20 protein-coding genes are annotated in these 20,206 nt (G+C 60.8%); 11 read left to right on the top strand and 9 right to left on the bottom strand.

Features of this window, described 5'->3' with window-relative positions:
* Positions 1-45 precede the first annotated feature (45 nt).
* The 8 genes from tssB to C5F70_RS25190 all read left to right on the top strand — a co-directional run bounded on the left by tssB (position 46) and on the right by C5F70_RS25190 (position 10,927).
* On the top strand, positions 46-552 hold the full coding sequence (gene tssB / locus C5F70_RS25230; RefSeq protein WP_017849978.1) for a type VI secretion system contractile sheath small subunit: 507 nt from the start codon (positions 46-48) through the stop codon (positions 550-552).
* A gap of 2 nt (positions 553-554) precedes the next feature.
* Positions 555-2,051 carry a type VI secretion system contractile sheath large subunit gene (tssC, locus tag C5F70_RS25225; RefSeq protein WP_046488991.1) on the top strand — a complete coding sequence of 499 codons (1,497 nt, stop codon included), beginning with the start codon at positions 555-557 and terminating at the stop codon, positions 2,049-2,051.
* A gap of 175 nt (positions 2,052-2,226) precedes the next feature.
* Complete coding sequence (locus tag C5F70_RS25215) at positions 2,227-2,715, top strand: type VI secretion system tube protein Hcp (protein ID WP_003195562.1); 489 nt, start codon at positions 2,227-2,229, stop codon at positions 2,713-2,715.
* Positions 2,716-2,793: 78 nt separating this feature from the next.
* Positions 2,794-3,309 (top strand): type VI secretion system baseplate subunit TssE, encoded by a 516-nt coding sequence (tssE, locus tag C5F70_RS25210; RefSeq protein ID WP_005792513.1) that lies wholly within the window; start codon positions 2,794-2,796, stop codon positions 3,307-3,309.
* The gene (tssF, locus tag C5F70_RS25205) at positions 3,306-5,165 is read left to right on the top strand and encodes a type VI secretion system baseplate subunit TssF (RefSeq protein ID WP_104904235.1); all 1,860 of its coding nucleotides are present in this window, start codon (positions 3,306-3,308) and stop codon (positions 5,163-5,165) included. The genes tssE and tssF overlap by 4 nt, the downstream gene beginning before the upstream one ends.
* A complete protein-coding gene (tssG, locus tag C5F70_RS25200) occupies positions 5,129-6,172 on the top strand; it encodes a type VI secretion system baseplate subunit TssG (RefSeq protein WP_046381629.1) in 1,044 nt (347 codons plus the stop codon). Before tssF ends, tssG begins: the two co-directional genes overlap by 37 nt.
* Complete coding sequence (gene tssH, locus C5F70_RS25195) at positions 6,165-8,822, top strand: type VI secretion system ATPase TssH (protein ID WP_104904234.1); 2,658 nt, start codon at positions 6,165-6,167, stop codon at positions 8,820-8,822. Before tssG ends, tssH begins: the two co-directional genes overlap by 8 nt.
* A 173-nt stretch (positions 8,823-8,995) precedes the next feature.
* Positions 8,996-10,927: a type VI secretion system Vgr family protein gene (locus C5F70_RS25190; RefSeq protein WP_104904233.1), complete on the top strand. Its 1,932-nt coding sequence runs from the start codon at positions 8,996-8,998 to the stop codon at positions 10,925-10,927.
* Between the two features lie 29 nt (positions 10,928-10,956).
* Here C5F70_RS25190 and C5F70_RS25185 read toward each other — a convergent pair whose 3' ends face one another.
* The 8 genes from C5F70_RS25185 to C5F70_RS25140 all read right to left on the bottom strand — a co-directional run bounded on the left by C5F70_RS25185 (position 10,957) and on the right by C5F70_RS25140 (position 17,288).
* Complete coding sequence (locus tag C5F70_RS25185) at positions 10,957-11,382, bottom strand: guanosine-3',5'-bis(diphosphate) 3'-pyrophosphohydrolase (RefSeq protein WP_017849984.1); 426 nt, start codon at positions 11,380-11,382, stop codon at positions 10,957-10,959.
* Positions 11,383-11,842: 460 nt separating this feature from the next.
* Positions 11,843-12,106 (bottom strand): hypothetical protein, encoded by a 264-nt coding sequence (locus C5F70_RS25170; RefSeq protein ID WP_046385147.1) that lies wholly within the window; start codon positions 12,104-12,106, stop codon positions 11,843-11,845.
* Between the two features lie 8 nt (positions 12,107-12,114).
* Complete coding sequence (locus tag C5F70_RS25165) at positions 12,115-13,368, bottom strand: PAAR domain-containing protein (RefSeq protein ID WP_017849987.1); 1,254 nt, start codon at positions 13,366-13,368, stop codon at positions 12,115-12,117.
* A gap of 43 nt (positions 13,369-13,411) precedes the next feature.
* A complete protein-coding gene (locus C5F70_RS25160; protein WP_046381626.1) occupies positions 13,412-13,846 on the bottom strand; it encodes a DUF1795 domain-containing protein in 435 nt (144 codons plus the stop codon).
* Between the two features lie 254 nt (positions 13,847-14,100).
* On the bottom strand, positions 14,101-15,201 hold the full coding sequence (locus tag C5F70_RS31265) for a hypothetical protein (RefSeq protein WP_256588306.1): 1,101 nt from the start codon (positions 15,199-15,201) through the stop codon (positions 14,101-14,103).
* A 267-nt stretch (positions 15,202-15,468) separates the two neighbouring features.
* On the bottom strand, positions 15,469-15,744 hold the full coding sequence (locus C5F70_RS25150) for an HU family DNA-binding protein (RefSeq protein WP_003213368.1): 276 nt from the start codon (positions 15,742-15,744) through the stop codon (positions 15,469-15,471).
* A gap of 191 nt (positions 15,745-15,935) precedes the next feature.
* Positions 15,936-17,084, bottom strand: coding sequence for an NAD(P)/FAD-dependent oxidoreductase (locus C5F70_RS25145; protein WP_017849991.1), 1,149 nt, complete (start codon positions 17,082-17,084; stop codon positions 15,936-15,938).
* A 36-nt stretch (positions 17,085-17,120) separates the two neighbouring features.
* Positions 17,121-17,288, bottom strand: coding sequence for a rubredoxin (locus tag C5F70_RS25140; protein WP_017849992.1), 168 nt, complete (start codon positions 17,286-17,288; stop codon positions 17,121-17,123).
* A gap of 197 nt (positions 17,289-17,485) precedes the next feature.
* Between C5F70_RS25140 and C5F70_RS25135 the strand changes: the two genes are divergently transcribed.
* Together C5F70_RS25135 and ubiA are read left to right on the top strand one after the other, a co-directional pair.
* Positions 17,486-18,049 carry a chorismate lyase gene (locus tag C5F70_RS25135; protein WP_079444949.1) on the top strand — a complete coding sequence of 188 codons (564 nt, stop codon included), beginning with the start codon at positions 17,486-17,488 and terminating at the stop codon, positions 18,047-18,049.
* Positions 18,049-18,939 carry a 4-hydroxybenzoate octaprenyltransferase gene (gene ubiA / locus C5F70_RS25130; protein ID WP_046485965.1) on the top strand — a complete coding sequence of 297 codons (891 nt, stop codon included), beginning with the start codon at positions 18,049-18,051 and terminating at the stop codon, positions 18,937-18,939. Before C5F70_RS25135 ends, ubiA begins: the two co-directional genes overlap by 1 nt.
* Before the next feature lie 30 nt (positions 18,940-18,969).
* Here ubiA and C5F70_RS25125 read toward each other — a convergent pair whose 3' ends face one another.
* Positions 18,970-19,350 carry a hypothetical protein gene (locus C5F70_RS25125; RefSeq protein ID WP_017849995.1) on the bottom strand — a complete coding sequence of 127 codons (381 nt, stop codon included), beginning with the start codon at positions 19,348-19,350 and terminating at the stop codon, positions 18,970-18,972.
* Positions 19,351-19,504: 154 nt separating this feature from the next.
* On the opposite strand from C5F70_RS25125, the gene phoB reads away from it, so the two are divergent.
* On the top strand, positions 19,505-20,194 hold the full coding sequence (gene phoB, locus C5F70_RS25120) for a phosphate regulon transcriptional regulator PhoB (protein ID WP_003176964.1): 690 nt from the start codon (positions 19,505-19,507) through the stop codon (positions 20,192-20,194).
* Positions 20,195-20,206: the final 12 nt, after the last annotated feature.

Below are 20,206 nucleotides of genomic sequence, written 5' to 3'. Positions count from 1 at the left end.
CTGCGCAGTAACAACACCGTCGCTCAAGCGACCAGGAGCAGCAACGTGGCGAAGCAAAGTTCTCAGAAATTCATCGCGCGCAACCGCGCGCCTCGAGTGCAGATCGAGTACGACGTCGAGCTCTACGGCGCCGAGAAAAAGGTCCAGCTGCCCTTCGTGATGGGTGTGATGGCCGACCTCGCCGGCAAACCCGCCGAGCCCCTCGCGCCCGTGGCCGACCGCAAGTTCCTTGAAGTGGACGTCGACAACTTCGACTCGCGCCTCAAGGCCATGCAACCGCGCGTAGCGTTCCACGTACCCAACGAGCTGACCGGCGAAGGCAACCTGAGCCTGGACATCACTTTCGAAAGCATGGACGACTTCAGCCCGGCCGCCGTGGCTCGCAAGGTCGATGCGCTGAACAAGCTGCTCGAAGCCCGTACCCAGTTGGCCAACCTGCTGACCTACATGGACGGCAAGACCGGCGCTGAAGAAATCATCATGAAAGCGATCAAGGACCCGGCATTGCTGCAGGCCCTTGCGAGCGCGCCGAAGCCGGCAGGGGAGCAGTAATCATGACCGAGAATACCGTGCGCGAAAGCGCTCAGAACCTGGGCGCCACCGAAGAAACCAGCGAGTTCGCCTCGCTGTTGCTGCAAGAGTTCAAACCGAAGACCGAGCGTGCCCGCGAAGCCGTGGAAACCGCCGTGCGGACACTCGCCGAGCAGGCGCTGGCACAGACTGACCTGGTGTCCAACGACGCGATCAAGTCGATCGAATCGATCATCGCCGCCATCGACGCCAAGCTCACCGCCCAGGTCAACCAGGTCATCCACCACCCGGATTTCCAGCAGCTGGAAAGCGCCTGGCGTGGCCTGCACTACCTGGTCAACAACACCGAGAGCGATGAGCAGCTGAAGATCCGCGTGCTCAACATCTCCAAGCCGGACCTGCACAAGACCCTGAAGAAATTCAAGGGCACCGCCTGGGACCAGAGCCCGATCTTCAAGAAGATGTACGAAGAAGAATACGGCCAGTTCGGCGGCGAACCTTACGGTTGCCTGGTCGGCGACTACTACTTCGACCAGTCGCCACCGGATGTCGAGCTGTTGGGCGAATTGTCCAAAGTCTGCGCCGCCATGCACGCCCCGTTCATCGCGGCCGCTTCGCCGACCGTGATGGGCATGGGCTCGTGGCAGGAACTGTCGAACCCGCGCGACCTGACCAAGATCTTCACCACCCCGGAATACGCCGGCTGGCGCTCGCTGCGTGAATCGGAAGACTCGCGCTACATCGGCCTGACCATGCCGCGCTTCCTCGCACGCCTGCCGTATGGCGCCAAGACCGACCCGGTGGAAGCCTTCGCCTTCGAAGAAAACACCGACGGCGCCGACAGCTCCAAGTACACCTGGGCCAACGCCGCTTACGCGATGGCGGTGAACATCAACCGTTCGTTCAAACACTACGGCTGGTGCTCGCGCATCCGTGGCGTGGAGTCCGGCGGTGAAGTGGAAAACCTGCCGGCCCACACGTTCCCTACCGATGACGGTGGCGTGGACATGAAGTGCCCGACCGAAATCGCCATCAGCGACCGCCGTGAAGCGGAGCTGGCGAAGAACGGTTTCATGCCGCTGCTGCACAAGAAGAACACCGACTTCGCGGCGTTCATCGGCGCGCAGTCGCTGCAGAAGCCGGCCGAGTACGACGACCCGGACGCCACCGCCAACGCCAACCTGGCCGCACGCCTGCCGTACCTGTTCGCCACCTGCCGTTTCGCGCACTACTTGAAGTGCATCGTGCGCGACAAGATCGGTTCCTTCAAAGAGAAGGACGAAATGCAGCGCTGGTTGCAGGACTGGATCCTCAACTACGTCGACGGCGACCCAGCGCACTCCACCGAAACCACCAAGGCCCAGCACCCACTGGCGGCAGCCGAAGTGATCGTGGAAGACGTCGAGGGCAACCCGGGTTACTACAACTCCAAGTTCTACCTGCGCCCGCACTACCAGCTCGAAGGGCTGACCGTGTCGCTGCGCCTGGTATCGAAACTGCCGTCGGCGAAAAGCGCATAAAAAATCGGGACTGGCTCGCTCCCTGTAGGAGCGAGCTTGCTCGCGAAAAACTTGAAGGCGCTGCGTTCATCCAGGATGCCCGCGTCACCGTTGACGACCTTCGCGAGCAAGCTCGCTCCTACAGGGGTAGGCGGCGTTAACAAATACAGTGGCTGAGTCCACACAGGGAGAAAACATGGCTGTTGATATTTTCATCAAGATCGGCGACATCAAGGGCGAGTCCATGGACAAAGCCCACAAGGACGAAATCGACGTGCTGAACTGGAGCTGGGGCATGTCCCAGTCCGGCAACATGCACGTAGGCGGTGGCGGCGGCGCGGGCAAGGTGAACATCCAGGACCTGTCGCTGACCAAGTACGTCGACAAGGCCTCGCCGAACCTGATGATGCACTGCGCCAGCGGCAAGCACATCGACAAGGTCAAGCTGACCGTGCGCAAGGCCGGTGGTGAAAGCCAGGTCGAATACATGGTGATCAACCTGGAAGAAGTGCTGGTCACGTCCCTGAGCACCGGCGGTTCGGGCTCCGATGATCGCCTGACCGAAAACGTCACCCTGAACTTCGCCCAGGTGATGGTCGACTACCAACCGCAGAAAGCCGACGGCACCAAAGACGGCGGCGCGATCAAGTTTGGCTGGAACATCCGTTCCAACACCAAGCGCTGATAGCCCTGGCGGCCGTGGCCCAGCGCCACGGCCCCAGGCACTTTGTCCCTCTCGCAACCCGTCCGTGGAGCTGCTTTGGTGGTAACTGAAATCGCTTCCCGCGACCGTCTGCAACCGTCCCTGTTGGACCGGTTGACCGACGACGACCCAACCAACCCGAAGGAAAGCGCCGACAAGCGCGTGCTGTCCCTTACCCAATTGAAGGCCTCGGTGCTGCGTGACCTGGCGTGGCTGCTCAACACCACGTCGTTGCTCGATGCCGATGCCACCCTGCACACCCCGGCCGGCACCTCGGTGGTCAATTACGGCCTGCCGGCGCTGGCGGGCAACAGTGTTTCCAGCGTCGACATCAAGGCCCTGGAAGCCCTGATCTACCAGGCGATCGCCACCTTTGAGCCACGTATTCTGCGCCACACCCTGCGCGTCAAAGCCCGTGTCGGCCATGGCGAGATGAACCACAACGCCCTGAGCTTCGAGATCGAAGGCGACCTGTGGGCGCAGCCGGTGCCGTTGCGCCTGCTGCTGCAAACCGACCTGGACCTGGAGTCGGGCCATGTACGCGTGGTCAACGCCGACCAGCGGAGACGCCCATGAACCCGCGCCTGCTGGAGCTGTACAACCAGGAACTGCACCACGTGCGCGAAAGCGCCGCCGAGTTCGCCAAGGAATACCCGAAGATCGCCAGTCGGCTGAGCCTGTCCGGCATGGACTGCGCCGACCCCTACGTCGAACGTCTGCTCGAAGGCTTTGCCTACCTCACCGCCCGCGTGCAGCTCAAGCTCGACGCCGAGTACCCGACCTTCACCCATAACCTGCTGGAAATCGCCTACCCACACTACCTGGCGCCGACCCCGTCGATGACCGTGGTGCAACTGCAGACCGACCCGGATGAAGGCTCCCTGGCCAGCGGTTTCCCGTTGCCGCGCGACAGCGTATTGCGCGCCGCGTTGGGCCGCGAAACCCAGACCTGCTGCGAGTACCGCACCGCTCACCCGGTGACGCTGTGGCCGTTGCAGGTCAGCCACGCCGAGTACTTCGGCAACCCCGCCGCCGTGCTCGGGCGCCTGGCGGCCAGCGAACCGAAAGCCAAGGCCGGTTTGCGCCTGACCCTGCGCACCGGCGCCGAGTTGCCGTTCAACAGCCTCGCGCTGGACAACCTGCCGCTGTACCTCAGCGGTGCGGATGAGCAACCGTTCCGCCTCTACGAACAATTACTGGGCAATGCCTGCGCGGTGTTTGCGCGCAAGCCGGGGGGCGATTGGGTCGAGCGCCTGCCACCAGACGCGCTGCGCTCGCGCGGTTTCGACGACGCCGACGCGGCCATGCCCGTGGTGGCGCGGGCGTTCCAGGGCTATCGGTTGCTGCAGGAATACTTCGCCCTGCCCCACCGCTTCCTGTTCATCGAGTTCGCCGAGCTGAGCCGTGCGGTCAAGCGTTGCGACGGCCAGGAACTGGAACTGATCGTGCTGTTCGACCGCCACGAACCGAGCCTGGAAGGCAGCGTCGGCGCCGCGCAGTTCCTGCCGTTCTGCACCCCGGCGATCAACCTGTTCCCGAAACGCGTGGACCGTATCCACTTGTCCGAGCGGGTCAACGAACACCATGTGATCGCCGACCGCACGCGGCCGATGGATTTCGAGATTCACTCCCTCGACGGCATCACCGGCCACGGCACCGGGCCGGAGCAGCCGTTCCTGCCGTTCTATGCGGTGCGCGACCCCTCGCGTTATGGCCGCGACCAGGCGTACTACACCGTGCGCCGTGAGCCGCGGGTGCTGTCCAGCGACCAGCGGCGCAACGGCCCGCGCTCCACCTACGTGGGCAGCGAAACCTTCGTCAGCCTGGTGGACAGCCAGCAAGCGCCCTATCGCCACGACCTGCGCCAACTCGGCGTAAGCGCGCTGTGTACCAACCGCGACTTGCCGCTGTTCATGAGCGTGGGCAATGGTAAGACCGACTTTACCCTCGCCGACAGCGCCCCGGTGCTGGCCGTGCGCTGCGTCGCCGGGCCGAGCCGCCCGCGCGCCAGCCACGCCCATGACGCCAAGGCCTGGCGCCTGATCAGCCAGCTGTCGCTCAACTACTTGTCCCTGAGCGAACAGGGCCAGGGCGCAGGCGCCTTGCGCGAACTGCTGCGCCTGTATGGCGACAGCAACGACGCTGCCCTGCAATTGCAGATCGAAGGCCTGCGCGAAGTCAGCAGCAAAGCGGTGACCCGGCGCCTGCCGATGCCCGGCCCGATCGTGTTTGGACGCGGCCTGGAAATCACCTTGGAATTCGATGAAAACGCGTTTCGCGGCACCGGCGTGTTCCTGCTCGGTGCGGTACTGGAACGCTTCCTGGCACGCTACGTGTCGATCAACAGTTTTACCGAGACGGTGATCCGTACCACCGAACGCGGCGAGATCATGCGATGGAAAGCCAAGCCCGGACGTCGTCCGACCCTGTGAGTACCCTGGATGCAATGCACCAGGAGCCCTGGGAATACGATTTCTTCCAGGCGCTGCGGCGTATCGAATGCGAATCGCCGGACCTGCCGCGCCTGGGCCAGTCCCTGCGCCTGGCGGACGACCCGCTGCGCCTCGGGCAACAGGCCGACTGCACCTTCGCCCCGGCCACCCTGGCCTCGGTCGACCCCGCTGGCGACGGCAAGCCAGCGCGGCTGCAGCAGTACTTTTTCGGCCTCGGCGGACCCAACGGCCCGCTGCCGCTGCACATCACCGAGTACGTGCGCGAACGCCAGCGCAACAATGCCGACAGCACCAGCAAACAGTTCCTGGATATCTTCCACCATCGCCTGTTGAGCCTGTTCTACCGGGCCTGGGCCGAGGCGCGGCCGACCGTCAGCCACGACCGCCCGGACGATGATTACTGGTCGGCGCGCCTCGCGGCCTTGAGCGGTCGGGGCATGCCGAGCCTGCTCAACCAGGGGCTGATCCCCGACACGGCAAAGCTGCATTACAGCGGCCACCTGTCGGCGCAGACCCGCTACCCGGATGGCTTGAAGGCGATCCTTGGCGAGTACTTCGGCCTGCCGGTAGAGATCGAAGAATACATCGGCCAATGGCTCGAGCTGCCCGAGCGCAGTCGCGTCGGGGTCAGCGCCAACCGGCTCGGCGTGGACTTCTGCCTGGGCAGCCATGTGTGGGACCGCCAGCACAAATTCCGCATCCGCCTGGGCCCGCTCGCGCTGGACGACTACATGGGCATGCTGCCCGGCAGCCAGCCGTTCAACGAGCTGGTGGCCTGGGTGGCCGAGTACCTGGGCCATGAATTGGACTGGGACTTGAACCTGGTTCTGCAACAACCCGAAGTCCCGGCGCTGCAACTCAACGGCCGGTTCCGCCTGGGCTTCAACACCTGGCTCGGCCGCCCTGCGGTTGATGCCAACGACCTAATCCTGGCCCGGCATTACGCCGATCACGCCACCACCTCAAGGAATCCAGAGCATGGGTGAAATCAGTCGCGCCGCACTGTTCGGCAAACTCAACAGCGTGGCCTACAAAGCCATCGAAGCCGCCACGGTGTTCTGCAAGCTGCGGGGCAATCCGTATGTGGAACTGGCCCACTGGTTTCACCAGTTGCTGCAACTGCAGGACTCGGACCTGCACCGCATCATCCGTCAGTTCAACGTGGAACCGGCGCGCCTGGCCCGCGACCTGACCGAAGCCCTCGACCGCCTGCCGCGGGGCTCGACTTCGATCACCGACCTGTCCTCCCATGTGGAAGAAGCCGTGGAGCGCGGCTGGGTCTACGGCAGCCTGATGTTCGGCGAAAGCCAGGTGCGTACCGGTTATCTGCTGCTGGGCATTCTGAAGACGCCGAGCCTGCGCCATGCGCTGTTGGGTTTGTCGGCGGAGTTCGACAAGGTCAAGGCCGAAGCCCTGAGCGAACGCTTTGACGAGTACGTCGGCGACTCGCCGGAGAATGCGTTGACGGCCAGCGACGGTTTCAACGCCGGCGCCGTTCCGGGCGAAGCCAGCGGTGCGATGGCGCCGAGTGCGATGGGCAAGCAGGAAGCGCTCAAGCGTTTCACGGTCGACCTGACCGAACAGGCACGCAGCGGCAAGCTCGACCCGATCGTCGGCCGCGACGAAGAGATCCGCCAGTTGGTGGATATCCTCATGCGTCGACGCCAGAACAACCCGATCCTCACCGGTGAAGCCGGCGTGGGCAAGACGGCCGTGGTCGAAGGCTTCGCCCTGCGCATCGTCGCCGGCGACGTGCCGCCCGCGCTGAAAGACGTGGAACTGCGCAGCCTCGACGTCGGCCTGCTGCAAGCCGGCGCCAGCATGAAAGGCGAGTTCGAACAGCGCCTGCGCCAGGTCATCGAAGACGTCCAGGCCTCGCCGAAGCCGATCATCCTGTTCATCGACGAAGCCCACACCCTGGTGGGTGCCGGTGGTGCCGCCGGCACCGGTGACGCAGCCAACCTGCTCAAACCGGCCCTGGCCCGCGGCACCTTGCGTACCGTGGCCGCGACCACCTGGGCCGAGTACAAGAAACACATCGAAAAAGACCCGGCCCTGACCCGCCGTTTCCAGGTAGTGCAGGTGGCCGAACCGTCGGAAGACAAGGCGCTGCTGATGATGCGCGGCGTGGCCTCGACCATGGAGAAACACCATCAGGTGCAGATCCTCGACGAAGCACTGGAAGCCTCGGTGAAGCTGTCCCACCGCTACATCCCGGCGCGCCAGTTGCCGGATAAATCCGTCAGCCTGCTGGACACCGCCTGCGCCCGCGTCGCCATCAGCCTGCATGCGGTGCCGGCCGAAGTCGACGACAGCCGTCGCCGCATCGAAGCCCTGGAAACCGAGCTGCAGATCATCGCCCGCGAGCATGCGATCGGCATCGCCATCGGGGCACGCCAGAGCAACAGCGAAGCCCTGCTGAGTGCCGAGCGCGAGCGCCTGGCCAGCCTGGAAAGCCGCTGGGCCGAAGAGAAAACCCTGGTCGATGAGTTGCTCGCCACCCGCGCGACGTTGCGTGAAAAAGCCGGCGTGGTCGACAGCGGCAACGATGAGTTGCGTGCGCAATTGGTCGACCTGCAGCAGCGCCTCACCGCGCTGCAAGGCGAAACCCCGCTGATCCTGCCGACCGTGGATTACCAGGCCGTGGCCTCGGTGGTCGCCGACTGGACCGGCATCCCGGTCGGCCGCATGGCGCGCAACGAACTGGAAACCGTGCTCAACCTCGACCAGCACCTGAAGAAACGCATCATCGGCCAGGACCACGCCTTGCAGATGATCGCCAAGCGCATCCAGACCTCCCGCGCCGGCCTCGACAACCCGAGCAAGCCGATCGGCGTGTTCATGCTGGCCGGCACCTCCGGCGTGGGCAAGACCGAAACCGCCCTGGCCCTGGCCGAAGCCATGTACGGCGGCGAGCAGAACGTCATCACCATCAACATGAGCGAGTTCCAGGAAGCCCACACCGTGTCGACCCTCAAGGGCGCGCCACCGGGCTACATCGGCTACGGCGAAGGCGGCGTGCTGACCGAAGCGGTACGGCGCAAACCCTACAGCGTGGTGCTGCTGGACGAGGTGGAAAAAGCCCACCCGGACGTACACGAGATCTTCTTCCAGGTGTTCGACAAGGGCGTGATGGAAGACGGCGAAGGCCGGGTCATCGACTTCAAGAACACGCTGATCCTGCTGACCACCAACGCCGGCACCGAGTTGATTTCCCAGGTCTGCAAAGACCCGGCGAACATCCCCGCGCCGGAAGACATTGCCAAAGCCCTGCGCCAGCCGCTGCTGGAGATTTTCCCGCCCGCACTGCTCGGCCGACTGGTGACCATCCCGTATTACCCGCTGAGCGACGAGATGCTCAAGGCGATCACCCGCCTGCAACTCGAGCGCATCAAGAAGCGTGTGCAGAACACCCACAAAGTCGCCTTCGATTACGACGACGCGGTGGTCGATTTGATCGTCTCGCGCTGCACCGAGACCGAAAGCGGCGGGCGCATGATCGACACGATCCTCACCAACAGCCTGCTGCCGGACATGAGCCGTGAATTTCTCACGCGCATGCTCGAAGGCAAGGCGCTGGCGGGTGTGCGGATTAGTAGCCGGGATAACGAATTGCACTATCAGTTCAACGATTGACCTGAAGAAACACGATCAAAAATGTGGGAGGGGCGGTGCGACGATTCGACTTGCCCCCGATGGCGGTGAATCAGTCACCAGATGCATCAACTGACACACTGCTATCGGGGGCAAGCCCCCTCCCACATTTGCAGCCGGTTTCTTCAGCTATTACGCAATTTACGGGTTAACCGATGCTATTCAACCAAACCTCACGCCTAGCCAAAATCACCAGCCCCCTCGGGCCGGACGTGCTGTTGCTCAATCAAATGGGTGGCGGCGAAGAGTTGGGCCGGCTGTTCGCCTATGAGCTGCAACTGACCTCCCTGGACGCCAACATCGACCTCAACCAGTTGCTGGGCAAGCCGATGAGCGTCGGTGTGCAATTGGCGGACGGCGGCGAGCGGCACTTTCACGGCATCGTCGCGCAGTGCAGCCAGAGCATCGACCAGGGCCAGTTCGCCAGCTACCAGGTGACGCTGCGCCCGTGGCTGTGGCTGCTGAGCCGCACGTCGGACTGTCGGATTTTCCAGAACCTGAGCATCCCGCAGATCATCAAGCAAGTGTTCCGCGACCTCGGCTTTTCCGACTTCGAAGACGCCCTGAGCCGGCCGTATCGCGAGTGGGAATACTGCGTGCAGTACCGCGAGACCAGCTTCGATTTCGTCAGCCGCTTGATGGAACAGGAAGGCATCTACTACTTCTTCCGCCATGAACAGGACCGCCACGTGCTGGTGCTGGCCGATGCCTACGGCGCCCACGCCACGGTGCCGGGCTACGCGTCGATTCCGTACTACCCCAAGGACGAGCAGCAACGCGAACGCGACCACCTGTACAACTGGCACCTGGCCCAGCAAGTGCAGCCGGGCTCGCTGGAGCTCAACGACTACGACTTCCAGCGCCCCAGCGCGAGCATCGACGTGCGCTCGGCGATGCCGCGCCCGCACGCCGCCGGCGACTACCCGTTGTACGACTACCCCGGCACCTACGTGCAAAGCGCGGACGGCGAACACTACGCGCGCACCCGCATCGAAGCCCTGCAAACCCTGCATGAACAAATCGAATTCAACGGCAACGCCCGCGGCCTCGGTTCCGGCCACCTGTTCAGCCTCACCGGCTTCAGTCGCCAGGACCAGAACCGCGAATACCTGATCGTCGGCTGCCGCTATTACATCGTTCAGGAAAGCCTGGAAAGCGGCGGCGGCTCCAGCTCGGCGCAGTTCGACAGCAGCCTGACCTGCATCGACGCCCAACAAAGCTTCCGCCCGCTGGCCAACACCTATCGCCCCATCGTCAAAGGCCCGCAGACCGCGCTGGTGGTCGGCCCCAAAGGCGAGGAAATCTGGACCGACCAGTACGGCCGCGTGAAGGTGCATTTCTACTGGGACCGCCACGACCAGTCCAACGAAAACAGCTCGTGCTGGATACGCGTATCGCAATCCTGGGCCGGCAAGAACTGGGGCTCGATGCAGATCCCACGAATCGGCCAGGAGGTGATTGTGAGCTTTCTGGAAGGCGACCCCGACCGGCCGATTATTACTGGGCGGGTGTACAACGCGGAGCAGACGGTGCCGTACAAACTGCCCGAGAATGCCACACAAAGTGGTATGAAAAGCCGCTCCAGCAAGGGTGGCTCACCCGCCAATTTCAACGAAATCCGCATGGAGGACAAAAAAGGCGCCGAGCAACTCTATATCCACGCGGAGCGTAATCAGGATATTGCCGTAGAAAATGACGAAGGCCATTGGGTGGGGCATGACCGCCACAGCACTGTGGATCACAACGAGACGGTCAGAATCGGTAATGACCGCCTGCGCGCGGTGTTGGCTAACGATGCTTTGCATGTCGGCGGGGCCAAGAGCGACAGTATCAACACCCAATACCTGATCGAGGCAGGATCGCAAATTCGACTGGTCTGTGGAAAGAGCGTGCTGGAGTTCAATGCCAATGGCGAGATCAACATCTCGGGTACCGCGTTCAATATTTACGCCAGTGGTAACGGCAATATCGATACAGGCGGCCGGCTGGACCTCAATGCGGGCAATGCTTGTGCCGTGGATAACAAGGGTAAAGGCATCAAAAGCGTTATTGATGCAGCGGTGAAAGCCTTCTTTCCCAAGCGCTGACAAGGCAGACAGAGCGCCTGCCCAGTCGATCAGGTCGACAGCAAAAGATAGCGCAGCGCTTTGTGATATTTGGCGATCCGTTCCAGGTCCTTGGCCTCTAAGGTGGGCAATCGCGTGAGGTTGAGGTTGTCCCGGATATCTTCGATTTTCACCTTGCGCGCCAACTCGTCAGGCCGAATCCGCGCGATAAAGTCTTCGTAGACTTCGCCAGGACGCTTTGAGAGACAGTCGATGGCACGTATCACGTGCTCGCTGAGGCCTAATTGTCTTAATTCATCCAGGGTGACATCACTGTCTTCGACAACATCGTGCAGAACGCTGACAACCTGCTCATCCAATGTCTCGAATTTCAACATCAAGCGCAGCGGATGCAGAATGTAAGGCTTGCCAGACTTATCCAGCTGCCCAGCATGAACACGACAGGCCAGCGCAATGACGGTGTCGAGAATACTCATTGACGTGTAAATCCTTTTTCATATTGCTCACGAGTGATTTCCCGGCCCGAGCACAACGCTTCCCGATACAGACGATGGTCAGGAGCAACCGGCTCAGTACGCTCTTGTGCGCCATAGAACTTGACGTATATTTTTTCTCTCGATGATCCCAGCGATACATGACTTCTTCGAAGTTGTAGTCGATGAACACATCCCGGGTCAAAAGCGCTTCAAAATCAATTGCCACTGCTCCCCCTTATCGCGTCGTAATAGGCTTTGCTCTTATTGGCAATGGCTTTTGCTTCGGCACTGTTTGGGTCCAGCACTCGCCACGCCTCATAGTACTTGTGGCCCAGCCCATCTTCGACGTTGGCTTTCGCCGCTACCGCATTGTAGGTGCCATCACCCAACAACCTACCGAGCGCGTCAGCACTCCTTTCCATAGATCCTTTCAGAAGTGTGGGTAGACGATGTTGAAACGTCAGATCGCCGTGCCTCGGTTCGTTCCCGGCTGAATCAGCAACAGCTCGTCCAACTCGCGCTTGCGACAACGCATGACGAACGGTAGAGCAGCGTTCGGGTCACGCTTGAACAGTTCAAAAGTTGCCCGATCAATTTCATAATATTCCTCGTAATCGACCATACCGTTGCTGACCGGTATGGATACGTAAAAACGACCCGACTCCTTTTCGATTCCAACGGAAAACATGTGCTCCCGACTTACAAAAACATCCTGAAATTTCATGATCACCTCTAAAATCCTAATGGCGTCCAACTGAAGTCAGTGGGCGCAATACTGCCTGCGTCAATGACTGCCTCACTGCTGCCCGTAGGCAGTTTACCGCCAGGAATCCATAACTCATTCGCCCCGGCCTCATTCCCGGAGGGAATCCGTAGATTCAAGTCTTTCGGGGCGGGGATATCGATGCGAACCAGAGTGCTGTTATCCAGCGTGTTTTTCGGTAATCCAAGCGCCTGCTCCAACGCTCTCGGGTCACCCTTGGCGTTGGCCAGCAATTGATCCGCCTCGTGCTTGGGCATAATGAAGGAGGTGCCATCACGCTGAGCAATTCCGTACTTGTCGAGGTTGGACTTTGTCATGAAGCGCGAGGCGCCTTTATCGAACTGGGCTAGATGTTCGCTTACGTACTTAGGTGAGAGGTAGGTATCGGCATTTGGTCGGCTTCCCTTCGGCATTGCCAGGATATCAGCCTCAGTCACGCCAAGTTTGTACTTAGGCGTCGCCAACCTTGCCATCTTCGGACTCAGCCCTAGCATCGCCATACCTGCCACGCCTTGGAGCAGATCTCGATAGCCCGGCCCAAGCCGGTCACCCAATTCACCCAGTAGGGTCATGCCGCCTAAAACCAGGCCGCCGATCACGACAAACTCGACAAGTACCGCAAGACCCACCATGGCGGCCATTACCAGTGCAGCGCCGGCTGCCAGCAGCCCCATAAGCTCCAGCCCGGAATGCATCCAACCTTCGATATCAAGAACAAACGCAACCGAAACTGTCGGCCCACCGATAAACGTATTGGGGCTGCCACTCTTGATATGTGCACCGCAGACCATTTTGCTATGCAAGCGGGCCGCCGGCTTGCCGTTGATAAAGACCGTGGCACTGCCTTCGGCGATCAATACCGGAAACGGCCACATTGGGTGACTCATCGGAAAACCGGTACAGGACGAGGCGATGTCCTCTCCCGCTCGCATCGCATTGAGGCCATTGATATAGACATTGAAACTGCCCTTCAACAACTTCCCCGTGGTAGGTTCGGGTAGGTTGAAAAGCGTATTTAGACCTTTGACGATTTGGAACATCGACAAACCGCCCGCAGCGACCGAGCCTGCCATGATCGCCACCGCCACTCCACCTGTGGCAACGGTGGCAGCGATGACTGCAGCTCCAATCAATGCGCCCGCCACAGCGCCGGCGATCATCGACATGACCCCAAAACCGTGGGCTATTTCATCACCCAAGCGTGCTGCTGCTTGCGCATCCATTGCGTCTATCTGCCGTATTGGTTAAACCGCTGCCGTGTATGAATCAGGTGCCTGACACAAGGGGTTTGAGGCTGCTCATGGCAATTTTCCAGGCAGTCTCGTGATGAGCCAGATCACTCGGCGTGGTCGTCAATGTGGTGATCAGCACGGCCGGTTTTCGTTCGATAAACATCTGGCGCAACATCAGTTCGCGCCCTTCACGCTTCCAGGTGTAATCCAGCAATGTGGCGGCATGTTCATGCAGCACCGTGTCCCATCGTTGGACCAACTTGAACTCAGGCAATTGCTGCTCTGCGCTCTTCACTTGCTTGTCGATGTAATCCGCGAAGATCGCGTCGCCTTGGGAGGCATCACGACTGATGACAAAACTGGCTTCCTTGGCGCCGCCAACGGCCGGCAGCTTGAAGATATTGATACTCTGGTCCTGCCAGGCATCAGGGATGTCGAGGTCCGCTTCTTGAATTCTGTAGAGGGTCACAGTGATCGCTTTCCATGGATGTGAGTGACTCGGGAAAGCGCAAATACTCGGGTAATGCGCCACAACAATCAAGCCGAGGGAGATTCCCTAGTCCCGTCCCACCAAAAATGGGCACCCAACCCAGTCGGCATGCCCATTTTTCCTACCGTCCCGCAGCCCTTCGAGACCGCACCGCTATTAAAATTTTACGGACAGGGCGGACTTGCCTAAACAAATCCGCCACTCTCCACTCTTGAATCAAGAGTTTATCAAGACTACGTTACATCCGATTCTACAAGCGTTATCAATCTTTTAATCATTCTGTTCATGTGCTTGTGGCGCAGTTCAATCGCATCCATACGAGACTTGTCAGTCGGTGCATCCGACGACTTCGGCGCTTCATACGGTTTATAAACAAGGTCGTATCGTGTACCCAGGTCTTGCAACTGGGCTTCTATGCCATCCATGGTTTTTTCTTGATTGGTCAAGCGCCCGGCTGTGTCTTTTGGTGCCTCCGATTTTTTACTAACCGCATTAGCCTCAGATCCTTCGTTAATGGAAAGGATCTGGTTGACCATCAACTCTGTTTTTATTTCACTGTCTTCGAGGCGCGCGTCTATTTTTTGCTTTTCTGTTGCAGCCGGGTCTACGGTCGTGGTCGTGCCGTCCGCGTTCTTTTTTGCCGCGCCTGGCATCGCAGCTTGCGCTTCGATTCTATCGATGATGGCTTTGGAAGCCATATGTTCCCCCACACTCAACGGGATATTCACCAGTGAATTTACCCCCCCACTGATAAGTGAGTTGCGCGCGCTGGACGCCAGTTCAGAAGAGAGCGGCGGGAACCCATTTTTATCGTGTAGATCGTTAATATTTTGCGTGGTCTTTAAAGAATCCTTAATACCAGGTGACGCGGCTTTGGGGTTTGGCAGAGGATGGGAGCCTCTTTGTTTATTTGACCGAGGATTGGAGCCCCCTGATCCATTTGCCTGAGGATTCGGACCTCCTTGCCCATTTGGCAGAGGATTCGAACCTGGATTCGAACCTGGATTCGAACCTGGATTCGATCCTGGATTCGATCCTGGATTCGAACCTGGATTCGATCCACTTCCGGAACCTCCATGTCCACTTGACCCTCCCCCCCTGCGTCCTCCGCCAGCCTTAGTAGCGCCACTTAACTCAGAAGCACCTATTTTCTCATTACTCGCCGTGGGATATTCAATACCCCCTCCGTTACCCGCATTCGAACCATATACAATCTTCGAGGAGTCAGCCGTTTGCTGCCCATTACCCGACGTCAACGGAACTGAGTTTCCTGGCACAGTTGGCTGAGGTGATGGAGTATTTGGAGGAATATAAGTTAGATCAGTGAGTTTCATTGAGACACCTCTTTAAAATAGTCTTGAGCGCGTCCCTGCAATCTCGACTAATAGGTGGCGCCTCGTACCCATTAAGTTCCAATGCGTAAGTAATCGTCCTTTACAAACAATAAAAAACTCTGCCCCGCTAATACTAATAACTGTATAAGCCGTGAGCCCCCTCCTTGCGCCTCGATTGCTTTTCCACGCGCACAAAAAATGGGCACCCGACCCAGTCGGCGTGCCCACTTTTTCTACCTCCCCGCCCCCTTCGAGACGATACCGCTATTACGGGTTGACGCTGTCTTTGAGCGACTTGCCCGGCTTGAACGCAACGGTATTGCTGGCCTTGATTTTCACAGGCTCACCGGTTTGCGGGTTTTTGCCGGTGCGGGCGCCGCGGTGGCGTTGCAGGAAGGTGCCGAAGCCAACCAGGGTGACGCTGTCCTTGCGGTGCAGGGCGCCGGTGATTTCTTCGAGAACGGCGTTGAGGACGCGATTCGCCTGTTCTTTGGTGAGGTCCGCTTTTTCAGCGATGGCGGCTGCGAGTTCTGGTTTACGCATAAGTGAAGCCTCTTTGACGGTTTTTTGTTGTTATGTCCGTGCTGCTCTCTAATGGAGCAGCGCCCAAGGCGCCGCAGGCTCTACTCTGCGGCAGACGGGAGTGAGGATGGCATGCCCTCGGACGCCGCGCCAGTCTCGTGGCGACCTTTCTAGGGTGAAAAATAGGGTTATTCCGACAGAACGACCGGTATTTACGCCAGCAGCGGCGGAAGTTCTTTGTTCAACGCCAGTTTTTCCATCACGGCGCTGCCGGTCAGCGCGTAGCCCAGCAGGCGGCCGCTGGCATCGCGGCACAGGGCCTTGATGTCGGCGCCCTGCCCTTCGACGCTCCACACGCCTTCGGTGCCCCGTGGCGGTGGCGAAACCACCAGCGGGCAGACCGGGGTTTTCACGGTGACCGGCATCGGCCCGTAGCTGACGGCCGTGGCGTTGCCCGCCAGCGTCTGGGCCAAGGCGCGGGCGCAGCTCATCAGCGGCATGACGTACAGCAGGTTCAGGCCATCGACCTCGGCGCAGTCGCCCAGGGCATAGATGTTGGCGTGGGAGGTCTTGAGGTGGCGGTCGACCACGATCCCACGGTTGACCTGCAAGCCGGCAGCCGCGGCCAGGTCGACACGCGGGCGCAGGCCGATGGCCGAGACCACCAGGTCGCACTGGATCACTTCACCGTCCGACAGGTGCGCTTCCAGACCTTCGGCGCTGCGTTGCAGGCGGTTGAGCACCGGGCCCAGGTGGAAGCGCGCCCCAAGGCCTTCCAGCCCGGCTTGTACCGCTGCGGCCGCCGCTGGGTGCAGCAGGGTCGGCATGACTTGCTCGCACGGTGCCACCAGGTCGATTTCGTAGCCGCCGAGGATCAGGTCGTTGGCGAATTCGCAGCCGATCAGGCCGGCGCCAAGCAGCAGCACGCGGCGTTTACCGACGGCTGCCGCGCGAAAGCGGGCGTAGTCTTCAAGATCGTTGATCGGGAAAATCAGCTCCGCGGCGTCGCCTTCGACCGGCACGCGCACGGTTTCCGCGCCCCAGGCCAGGACCAGGTCGCGGTAAGTCACCGCTTCTTCGCCGATCCACAAGCGCTTGTGGCCCGGGTCAATACCGGTGATACGGGTATGAGTGCGTACCTCGGCCTTGAGTTGCTCGGCCATGGCGCCGGGTTCAGCCATGCTCAGGCCATCGGCTTCCTTGTTCTTGGCAAAGCCGGTGGAGAGCATGGGCTTGGAGTAGGAGCGCCCATCATCCGCGGTGATCAGCAACAACGGGGTATCGCTGTCGAGCTTGCGAAACTCGCGGGCCACGTTGTAACCGGCGAGCCCTGTGCCGATGATCACGACAGGTGCGTTCATTCCTTTCTCCTTGTAGTACGTTTCTTAAATTCGCGATTACGCGATTTCAATCATTTCGAAATCCACTTTGCCCACGCCGCAGTCCGGGCACAGCCAGTCTTCCGGAACGTCCTGCCACAGGGTACCCGGAGCGATTCCGTCGTCCGGCCAGCCTTCTTTCTCGTCATAGATCAGGCCGCAGACTATGCATTGCCACTTCTTCATTTACTTGCTTCCTCAGGGTCCAGGCAGGTTGGCCGACGGTCGATAGATCCCGCGTTGCCGTGCGGCTCAGCGCGTTTTGTACTGATCGGGGCCTGCAGATGCAAGTACGATCGACACAAGGCACCGGTTCAGCCCGGCAAAAGAGCCGGACGCCATGGTAAGCTCGCGGCCTCTTTTGCTGCCAATATTGACGCACCGTGCCGCACTCAATCGCCCTTCCCGATGCTTGCCAATGGCTGACCCAGAGCCTTCTGAGCCCCCTGCCCGCGCCGTTGACCCTTGACTGGCTGTTCGACGAGGGCTCGCTGACGCGGCGCCTGACGGGGCTGTCCAGCGACAGTTTCAGCGTGACGCCGCTGTGCGAAGGCTGGCAGCCGTTGCGCGACGATGAGTGCGCGGCACTGGACCTGCCCCAGGCCAGCATCGGTTGGGTGCGCGAGGTGTATTTGCGCGGGCATGGCCAGCCGTGGGTGTTTGCCCGCAGCGTGGCGTCGCGCAGTGCGTTGCAAGGCGACGGGTTGCATATGGACGAGCTGGGGAGCCGCTCCCTGGGCGAGCTGCTGTTCTGCGACCGCGCCTTCACGCGCCGGGCGATCGAGGTCTGCCATTACCCACGCCCATGGCTGCCCACAGCCGATCAGCTCGACGGGCTGTGGGCGCGCCGCTCGCGGTTCGATCGCGGGGCGCTGAGCGTGCTGGTCGCCGAAATTTTCCTGCCGAGCCTGTGGCACGCGGTGCATGACCACCCGGAGAACCGCTGATGTATCAACGCCTGCTCAAATCCTTGAACCGTCTGAACCCCAGGGCCTGGGATTTCATTCAGTTGACGCGCATGGACAAACCCATCGGCATCTATCTGCTGCTGTGGCCGACGCTGTGGGCGCTGTGGATCGCCGGCAAGGGCTCGCCGTCCTTGATCAATATCCTGATTTTCGTGCTCGGCGTGGTGCTCACTCGCGCCGGCGGCTGCGTGATCAACGACTGGGCCGACCGCAAGGTCGACGGCCACGTGAAGCGCACCGAGCAACGCCCACTGGTCAGCGGCAAGATCAGCTCGAAAGAGGCGCTGGTGTTTTTCGCGCTGCTGATGGGCATCAGCTTCCTGCTGGTGCTGCTGACCAACGCGACGACCATCCTGCTGTCCCTCGGCGGCCTGGCGCTGGCGGCGAGCTATCCGTTCATGAAGCGCTACACCTATTACCCGCAAGTGGTGCTGGGCGCGGCGTTTTCCTGGGGCATGCCGATGGCGTTCACCGCCGAAACCGGCAACCTGCCTGCCGCCGCGTGGCTGCTGTACATCGCTAATGTGCTGTGGACGGTGGGCTACGACACCTATTACGCCATGACCGACCGCGACGACGATTTGAAGATCGGCGTGAAGTCTACCGCCATCCTGTTTGGCGACGCCGACCGGGCGATCATTCTGACCCTGCAAGGCCTGGCGCTGGCGTGCCTGTTGCTGGCCGGCGCGCGGTTCGAGCTGGGCGGCTGGTTCCACCTGGGGTTGCTGGCGGCGGCGGGCTGTTTTGCCTGGGAATTCTGGTACACCCGGGACAGGGACCGGATGAAGTGCTTCAAGGCGTTTTTGCACAACCACTGGGCCGGGTTGGCGATCTTTGTCGGGATTGTCGCGGATTACGGCTTTCGATGAGGGGCCAGGCCCCTCATCGCGAGGGCCCAACTAAGGCTTGGCGACTTTCCAGGCCCCGTCCATCTTGCCTTCACCGGTCATGTCGCCGGCCTTCTTGTCCATGACGAAGGTGTAGAGCGGCTTGCCGCTGTAGGCCCACTGACTCTTCTGGTCGTCACGGGTGATCACGGTCCACTTGCCCATGGGCTTGTCGGTGGACGCCGCCATCAATGGCGGCCAGTTGGCGGCGCACTTATCGTTGCACAGGGATTTGCCATCGGCGTCCTTGGCAAAGGTGTAGAGCGTCATGCCGTTGTGATCGACCAGTATCCCGTCTTTGGTCGTCGCGGGGTCCGCCGCGAATGCCAGGGTCGGCAGCGTCAACGCCGCCGTGACCAGCAAGGCCTTCCAAGAAAAAGTACTGTAAGTCATCGGAACCTTCCTTTTGTGGTTGTCAGGATTCGGACCCAAAGCGTAGTCCACGCAGGCGGGAATTGCGCGAGCAGCTAAATTACTGTCACACGACTGCAATAATTCCGTTATCTAATGCGGCGCAAGACAGTTAAATGACAAGAGGACTTTAGGCATGGTTGGCAGGAGCATTCTGATCGTCGACGACGAAGCGCCCATTCGCGAGATGATCGCCGTCGCGTTGGAAATGGCCGGCTATGACTGCCTGGAGGCGGAGAACTCGCAGCAGGCCCATGCCATTATCGTCGACCGCAAACCGGACCTGATCCTGCTCGACTGGATGCTGCCCGGCACCTCCGGCATCGAACTGGCGCGGCGCCTCAAGCGTGACGAGCTGACCGGCGATATCCCGATCATCATGCTCACGGCCAAGGGCGAAGAAGACAACAAGATCCAGGGCCTGGAAGTCGGCGCCGATGACTACATCACCAAGCCGTTTTCCCCACGGGAACTGGTCGCACGCCTGAAAGCCGTACTGCGCCGCGCCGGCCCGACCGATGGCGAAGCACCGATCGAAGTCGGCGGCCTGTTGCTGGACCCGATCAGCCACCGCGTGACCATCGACGGCAAGCCCGCCGAGATGGGCCCGACCGAATACCGTCTGCTGCAGTTCTTCATGACCCACCAGGAACGCGCCTACACCCGCGGCCAGTTGCTGGACCAAGTGTGGGGCGGCAATGTGTACGTGGAAGAGCGCACCGTGGACGTGCATATCCGTCGCCTGCGCAAAGCCCTGGGCGATGCCTACGAGAATCTGGTACAAACCGTGCGCGGCACCGGCTATCGGTTTTCCACCAAGGGCTGAGCCAGCCGGTTT

Origin of the sequence: Pseudomonas sp. LH1G9 (assembly GCF_002949975.1) — a bacterium.
GTDB lineage: Bacteria > Pseudomonadota > Gammaproteobacteria > Pseudomonadales > Pseudomonadaceae > Aquipseudomonas > Aquipseudomonas veronii.
This window is presented reverse-complemented; position numbering and strand designations above follow the sequence as displayed.

Bases quoted from the DNA above. Each gene is read 5' to 3' on its own strand.
- tssC (WP_046488991.1), top strand. From the start codon at position 555: ATGACCGAGAATACCGTGCGCGAAAGCGCTCAGAACCTGGGCGCCACC.
- C5F70_RS25215 (WP_003195562.1), top strand. From the start codon at position 2,227: ATGGCTGTTGATATTTTCATCAAGATCGGCGACATCAAGGGCGAGTCC.
- tssF (WP_104904235.1), top strand. From the start codon at position 3,306: ATGAACCCGCGCCTGCTGGAGCTGTACAACCAGGAACTGCACCACGTG.
- tssG (WP_046381629.1), top strand. From the start codon at position 5,129: ATGGAAAGCCAAGCCCGGACGTCGTCCGACCCTGTGAGTACCCTGGAT.
- tssH (WP_104904234.1), top strand. From the start codon at position 6,165: ATGGGTGAAATCAGTCGCGCCGCACTGTTCGGCAAACTCAACAGCGTG.
- C5F70_RS25190 (WP_104904233.1), top strand. From the start codon at position 8,996: ATGCTATTCAACCAAACCTCACGCCTAGCCAAAATCACCAGCCCCCTC.
- C5F70_RS25185 (WP_017849984.1), bottom strand. From the start codon at position 11,382: ATGAGTATTCTCGACACCGTCATTGCGCTGGCCTGTCGTGTTCATGCT.
- C5F70_RS25170 (WP_046385147.1), bottom strand. From the start codon at position 12,106: ATGAAATTTCAGGATGTTTTTGTAAGTCGGGAGCACATGTTTTCCGTT.
- C5F70_RS25165 (WP_017849987.1), bottom strand. From the start codon at position 13,368: ATGGATGCGCAAGCAGCAGCACGCTTGGGTGATGAAATAGCCCACGGT.
- C5F70_RS31265 (WP_256588306.1), bottom strand. From the start codon at position 15,201: ATGAAACTCACTGATCTAACTTATATTCCTCCAAATACTCCATCACCT.
- C5F70_RS25150 (WP_003213368.1), bottom strand. From the start codon at position 15,744: ATGCGTAAACCAGAACTCGCAGCCGCCATCGCTGAAAAAGCGGACCTC.
- C5F70_RS25145 (WP_017849991.1), bottom strand. From the start codon at position 17,084: ATGAACGCACCTGTCGTGATCATCGGCACAGGGCTCGCCGGTTACAAC.
- C5F70_RS25140 (WP_017849992.1), bottom strand. From the start codon at position 17,288: ATGAAGAAGTGGCAATGCATAGTCTGCGGCCTGATCTATGACGAGAAA.
- ubiA (WP_046485965.1), top strand. From the start codon at position 18,049: ATGTATCAACGCCTGCTCAAATCCTTGAACCGTCTGAACCCCAGGGCC.
- C5F70_RS25125 (WP_017849995.1), bottom strand. From the start codon at position 19,350: ATGACTTACAGTACTTTTTCTTGGAAGGCCTTGCTGGTCACGGCGGCG.
- phoB (WP_003176964.1), top strand. From the start codon at position 19,505: ATGGTTGGCAGGAGCATTCTGATCGTCGACGACGAAGCGCCCATTCGC.